Below are 404 nucleotides of genomic sequence, written 5' to 3' on the forward strand. Positions count from 1 at the left end.
GTCGAGGTCGCCGCGGTGTGGCTCCGCGACGCCTGCACCGGCGCCGCGAGCCGCGACGCCGTCAGCGGTCAGCGACTGTTCAACATCGTCGACCTGCCCGCAGACCTCCGGGTCCGCGAGGCCCGCGTCCACGGCGACCGCGTCGAGGTCGAGTTCGCACCCGACGGTCACCAGTCCACCTTCGGCCTCGACGCGCTGATCGCAGCGGAATCACCCGAGCCGCTTTCCGACTCGCGCACCGAGCACGGAAAGCGGTTGTGGCGGCAGGCATCCGAGATGTCGCCGCTCCGGTCGTACGACTGGGCAGGGTACGTCACCGACCCGGCCCCGGCACCGCACGACGTGGTCGAGCGCGGATTCGCGTTGCTGCGCGGGGTGCCCACCGAGCCGGGGCAGGTCACGAA

1 protein-coding gene is annotated in these 404 nt (G+C 72.0%); it reads left to right on the plus strand.

Features of this window, described 5'->3' with window-relative positions; translation table 11 throughout:
• The coding region (locus AC1DYG_RS20255; protein ID WP_477641631.1) for a hypothetical protein at positions 1–404 on the plus strand (404 nt) is incomplete at both ends.

Source organism: Pedococcus sp. P1_H8 (genome assembly GCF_056405175.1).